Consider the following 5,293-nt stretch of genomic DNA (forward strand, 5'->3'; position numbering starts at 1 on the left):
ACTTTAGCGTTTAATGATTCAGCCATACGTAACATATCAACTGAAGTCACTTTATCTGTGATACCACGAGGGTTTTCACCGTATGCACCTAAGCACACATCGATTTCGTGTTCGTTACCATGTTTAGCAAACATGTTTGAGTAGTGAGAGTCACCAGCATGGTATAAGTTACCACCACTTGTTTTGAATAAGTAGTTAACTGCGATTTCGTCCATATCTTGAGGCATTTTACCTTTTAATACTTCGCCATCTTTAGCAGTTACTAAAGCTGTACGGTCAAATGCTTCTAAAGCAACGATTTCGATATCTTTAATTTTAACTGAGTCTCCTGGGTGTACAACGATTGTACGTTCAGCTGGAACTCCCCAACCTAACCAAGTGTTTACTACTTCTTGTGGTCCAACGAATTTAGCTTCTGGACAGTTGTTAGCAACTGCTGCTGCTGTATTGATATCTAAGTGGTCTGAGTGAATGTGAGTTACTACTAAAGCATCTACATTTTTCACTTCAAATGGATCGATAACAAATGGTTGTGTACGTAAGTTTGGTTGTAAGTTTTGGCAACCACTCATACGTTGCATTTGGTGTCCAGTTTTCATTTTTCCGTTTCCGTGGCTACGTTTACCAGTTCCACACCATAAGTCACATAGGATGTTAGTATTTTTTTCTGATTTTAACCAGATACCTGTACATCCTAACCACCACATAGCGAATGTTCCTGGTTTAACTTCCTCACGTTCGATTTCTTCGTTTAACCATGTACCCCATTCTGGGAATGTTGATAAAATCCATGATTCTTTTGTTACATCTTTAATGTTTGCCATTATTCTTTCTTTCCTTCCTTGAGATTAGCCCCAAATTCTTCTAATTTCTTCTTTAAATTCACGAGCTGATTGTGCAGGATTTTCTGTAGCGTAAATTCCACGTCCAGCAATGAATGTATAAATATCGATACCTTCGAATACTTTCAATGTATCTTTTGTTAATCCACCAGTTGCAGAAACTTTGAATCCCATCTCAATTAAACGTTTGATTTTGTTCAAATCACTTTCTGTCCAAGTTGCTCCAGCGAATAGAGCGTCACGACTTTGGTGATAGATTACTTGGTCAATACCAGCTTCACGCCATTGCTCTGCTTGTTCAAATGTCCAGTCACCATATAATTCTACTTGTAAAGTGCCAATTTCTTTTTGAGCAGCTTTCATAGTAGGAATGGTAGCACAGCAAATGACAGTCATCCAGTCAGCACCAGCATCTTTACAGTTTTTAGCAACTGTTGATCCAGCATCGGCACATTTTGTATCTGCAATGACAACTTTATCAGGGAAAGCATTACGTAAGCATTTAATTGCTTTGTCCCCTTCATTCAAGATTAAAATTGTACCAGCTTCGATAATGTCTACTTCATTACCAACAGCAAGTGCATCTTTTAACGCATCTTCGATACGTAAATGGTCTAATGCAACTTGTAAATTTGGAATTGCCATTTTGTCATTCTCCTTTTCTCTCTCAGGGCTTTTGCCACACAAAAATTTGAAATAATCATAACTTTTAAGACGTCTCTTAATTCATGATCATTTCATAATTACTAGTAATTATTCATGTGAATATTATATAATAAACCGTTTTCTATCACAACGCTTCTTGTGTAATTAATCTTTAAGCGAGTTTTATGAACGTTTTCATTTTTATGATTTTTTTGTCAAAGTTCTTTATTTATAAGATTTTTTTAAGATTTTTTGTAAAATATTTATCGAAAATCTTGCAAAATATGAATTTCTACTTCATACTGTTTGAGTAATCAACTATTAAGGAGTTTCATATGATTTATAAAATTACTATATTTATTGTTCGTTTATTGATTATTCTTTTAAATGGATTTACGAAAGTGACAGGATTGGAGAATCTGCCGAAGGATTCTGGGTACGTAATTGTTGCTCCACACCGTTCATGGTTAGATCCCGTACTAATTGCTATTGCAGTTTATCCAAAGTCGTTAGTATTGATGGCAAAACAAGAATTATTTAAACCAAAACCTTTTGCATGGTTCATCCGTCAATTAGGTGCGTTTCCTGTGAATCGTGAGAAGCCTGGTCCTAGTGCGATTAAGCATCCGGTTACTCAGATTAAGGAACATCAGAAAGCTTTAGTGATTTTCCCAACGGGTACTCGTTACTCTAATGAAATGAAAGGTGGGGCTGTTACGATTGCTCGTATGGCAAAAGCTCCGATTGTACCGATCGTTTATCAGGGGCCATTTACTTTTATGAACATTTTGAAGCGTCAAAAGATGTTTGTAAAAATTGGAAAACCAATTTATTTACCTGAGGGGCGTTTATCTAAGGAAGAATTAGCGCAATATGATGAATTGTTAATCCAGAAATTCGATGAATTGGATAAAGAAATTAATCCTAACTTTGTATACGTGATTCCTGAGAAGAAACGTAAATAATGTTCTTATGAAATTAAAATCAAAAATCTCCACTCTTACAGTGAGGACGGCAGCAGCCCTTCGGTCTCATGCCTAAAAATCGAGCCTTGGTCTCGATTTTTCCTTTGTGATAATCATGACTGATTATCACTGCCACTGTAGAGTGGAGATTTTTGCTTTTTTAGTGCGTATATTACGTTTCTTGATGGTCGTCATTAAGATGAATCTTCATAATAACACCTCTAAATATCTACTGACTTTTTCTTCTACCTTCATGATTTTCGAGTATTCTGATAACAAGGGTATATTTTTATCTTTTCTTTTTACATATCGTTTAAATGCTTCTGCTGTTATTCCTATTTCTACTCCACTTCTTGGTTTTAATATGTCGCATAATGTTTTTTCAATATTATATACTTTTACAGTATTTCCTGATGGCGACAAGATTTCTTCTTGTCCTAATTCATATAATTCATTTTTGGTTCGGCTAGCTATAATTCCTTCTTTTTTAACTGTAGTTAAATTATAATCTTCAGGAAAAGTCATCGAATATTGGATAGGTGTTCTATCCGTTAAATCATACAAATACAAAGATGTTTCTTTAGAATAAATTCCTTTTTTAAACCGAATTTGTAAATGTTGTATTTCGTCTTCCCATATATGCGGTAATATGTATATTCCTCTTGTAGTTCTTTCTAATAATCCTTTATCAACTAATTGTTTTAAATATTGTCTCGCAATTCCTTGATGGTCAATCATTTTAGAGGTCACAGTTCCATTATTATTTTCAGCCATTTGTAAAATTATTTCTTCCGTCATATTGAATCACCTACCTTTACAATTACACCCTCTATTTTACATAAAAAGGGCATGTTTGTAAAATATTAATGACAATCTTTTAAGTATAAAAGCAAGAATCTCCACTGCCACAGTGAGGACGGCAGCAGACCTTCGGTCTCATGCCTAAAATTTGAGCCTTGGTCTCAAATTTTCCTTTGTGATAATCATGGCTGATTATCACTGCCACTGTAGAGTAGAGATTTTTGCTTTTTTAGTACGTATATTTCGTTTCTTAATTATTTATTACCTTATCAGTTTAAACTCATTTGTTATTTCATTATAATTAAGTAAACTAAAAGGAGATGATTTAAATGCAAGATAATTTTATAGAAGTTGAAATAGAGATTGATTCAACTTTAAAAGAAGATGCATGCGAAGTATTATCTAAACAAGGACTTGATTTAAATAGTGCAATTAGTATGTTCTTTGACTATTGCATTTTATATGGTAAATTACCTTTTGAAATAGAGGAAGAAAGATAACATTAAGAGGTATTAGAAGTAATAGAAGAACGTTAAAGTGTTTCTAACGATTTACATTTACATAGTTATTCATTATTAGAATAAAACCTAATTATAAAAGCAAGAATTACCATTCTACAGTGGAAGTGATAATCTTTTTTGATTATCACAAAGGAAAAATCGAGACCAAGGCTCGATTTTTAGGCATGAGACCTGAAAGGGCTGCTGCGTCCTCACTGTAGTAATGGTAATTCTTGCTTTTTATGATGTAAAAAAAGAGCAGACAATGTCTACTCTTCTACTCAATTATTTTTTAGCATTTTTCTTTGCTTGTGCTTTCATTGAAGCAGCAATTTGACGAACTTTTTGTTCGGATGGTTTTTGACCCATTTGAGTCATCATACTACGAATCATACTTTCATCAAATGGAGGATTTTCTAGAAAGTAATTCATCATTGTTTTACGTGCGATAAAGAATCCACCGATTGCTCCTAAGATAGCAGCTACAACGACGATTAAAATCCATACACCTGTACTCATGCAAGTTCTCTCCCTTCATTGATCTACATTGCTATTGTACTAAATTATACCAATAATGAAAAGGCTTTTTGAAAATTTTGTAAAATTTGTACTTTTCTTCGTTTCTTTTACAGTATATTTTATAATCCTTCTTCATCCATTGTAATAGACATTTCCTCTGTATCCACCGTTACTTTTGCTCCAATAGTAATCGTAAATAATGGCTGTGTATGAGCAAAGTCTAAGTCGTACATCACAGGGATTTGTTTTAATACTGGATATTTGTCTAATATATACAATAATAACTCTTCCGTCATACGACATTCCTTTGGAAATCTTCCAATTAGTACTGCTTTTGGATTTGGATAAGCTTGTAGTAATGCTGCCAAATTTCTGTCAAATTCAAAGTAGTCGCTATCTTCAGATTTTTCTATAAAAAAGGTATACTCTTCTGGTTTTGGAGCATAAGGAGTTCCTCTTAATAATGAAAAGGTTGATAAGTTTCCACCGATTGCTGTAGCTGTGGCTTTACCGTGGTTGTATACTTTCCATTGTGTCGGTTGAAAAATCAAAGGTGCGTCTGGTAAATACCAGGCATTACTACCCCATTTCTCACTTGGTGTTAATTCGTACTGAGTATTGCTTAATGCTTTAAGCCATGATGCTGTTTGATATTCTTGTAGTTCCTTCATTTTAAAGCTTGTATATGACGGTCCCATATACGTTAGCATTCCAGTTTTTGTATAAATCGCATTTAAAATTGCAGTCGTATCGGAATATCCGCAAATGATTTTAGGATGTTTCGCAATTAAATCATAGTCTAAATACGGAAGAAGTTCATTTGAATTAAATCCACCAATTGTTGCCAAAATAACATCTACTGTAGAATCTAAAAATGCATCATGTAAATCTTCCACACGACTTTGAATACTTGCAGAATCAAGTAAGTCGTGATCAAAATAATGTTTTGAATAGCTAACCCTAAACCCTAACTCTTCTAATCTTTCCTTAGCAGCCCTATTCGCTTCAAATCCGCCAACTC

The 5,293-nt window shown here is 34.0% G+C and carries 7 protein-coding genes; 2 read left to right on the forward strand and 5 right to left on the reverse strand.

Annotation, left to right across the window (positions count from 1 at the left end):
- The coding region (ulaG, locus tag RWO76_RS08655; protein WP_399543253.1) for an L-ascorbate 6-phosphate lactonase at positions 1-824 on the reverse strand (824 nt) is incomplete at its 3' end.
- 24 nt (positions 825-848) lie between these two features.
- Positions 849-1,487 (reverse strand): 3-keto-L-gulonate-6-phosphate decarboxylase UlaD, encoded by a 639-nt coding sequence (locus RWO76_RS08660; RefSeq protein WP_314355240.1) that lies wholly within the window; start codon positions 1,485-1,487, stop codon positions 849-851.
- Positions 1,488-1,822: 335 nt separating this feature from the next.
- Between RWO76_RS08660 and RWO76_RS08665 the strand changes: the two genes are divergently transcribed.
- Positions 1,823-2,452: a 1-acyl-sn-glycerol-3-phosphate acyltransferase gene (locus tag RWO76_RS08665; RefSeq protein ID WP_314355241.1), complete on the forward strand. Its 630-nt coding sequence runs from the start codon at positions 1,823-1,825 to the stop codon at positions 2,450-2,452.
- 207 nt (positions 2,453-2,659) lie between these two features.
- Here the strand turns inward: RWO76_RS08665 and RWO76_RS08670 are convergent, their stop codons facing one another.
- A complete protein-coding gene (locus RWO76_RS08670; protein ID WP_314355242.1) occupies positions 2,660-3,250 on the reverse strand; it encodes a type IV toxin-antitoxin system AbiEi family antitoxin domain-containing protein in 591 nt (196 codons plus the stop codon).
- Between the two features lie 332 nt (positions 3,251-3,582).
- Between RWO76_RS08670 and RWO76_RS08675 the strand changes: the two genes are divergently transcribed.
- Complete coding sequence (locus RWO76_RS08675; RefSeq protein ID WP_314355243.1) at positions 3,583-3,753, forward strand: type II toxin-antitoxin system RelB/DinJ family antitoxin; 171 nt, start codon at positions 3,583-3,585, stop codon at positions 3,751-3,753.
- Between the two features lie 285 nt (positions 3,754-4,038).
- Here the strand turns inward: RWO76_RS08675 and RWO76_RS08680 are convergent, their stop codons facing one another.
- Together RWO76_RS08680 and RWO76_RS08685 are read right to left on the reverse strand one after the other, a co-directional pair.
- Positions 4,039-4,272 carry a YneF family protein gene (locus RWO76_RS08680; RefSeq protein WP_006702633.1) on the reverse strand — a complete coding sequence of 78 codons (234 nt, stop codon included), beginning with the start codon at positions 4,270-4,272 and terminating at the stop codon, positions 4,039-4,041.
- Positions 4,273-4,391: 119 nt separating this feature from the next.
- Positions 4,392-5,293, reverse strand: a 902-nt coding sequence (locus RWO76_RS08685) for an LD-carboxypeptidase (RefSeq protein WP_314355244.1), incomplete at its 5' end; no start/stop codon positions are given.

The organism is uncultured Granulicatella sp. (assembly GCF_963521425.1).
Classification (GTDB): domain Bacteria; phylum Bacillota; class Bacilli; order Lactobacillales; family Aerococcaceae; genus Granulicatella.

What these genes read in the sequence shown, in the direction of transcription:
- RWO76_RS08660 (WP_314355240.1), bottom strand. Translation starts at nt 1,487, where the DNA reads ATGGCAATTCCAAATTTACAAGTTGCATTAGACCATTTACGTATCGAA.
- RWO76_RS08680 (WP_006702633.1), bottom strand. Translation starts at nt 4,272, where the DNA reads ATGAGTACAGGTGTATGGATTTTAATCGTCGTTGTAGCTGCTATCTTA.
- RWO76_RS08675 (WP_314355243.1), top strand. Translation starts at nt 3,583, where the DNA reads ATGCAAGATAATTTTATAGAAGTTGAAATAGAGATTGATTCAACTTTA.
- RWO76_RS08670 (WP_314355242.1), bottom strand. Translation starts at nt 3,250, where the DNA reads ATGACGGAAGAAATAATTTTACAAATGGCTGAAAATAATAATGGAACT.
- RWO76_RS08665 (WP_314355241.1), top strand. Translation starts at nt 1,823, where the DNA reads ATGATTTATAAAATTACTATATTTATTGTTCGTTTATTGATTATTCTT.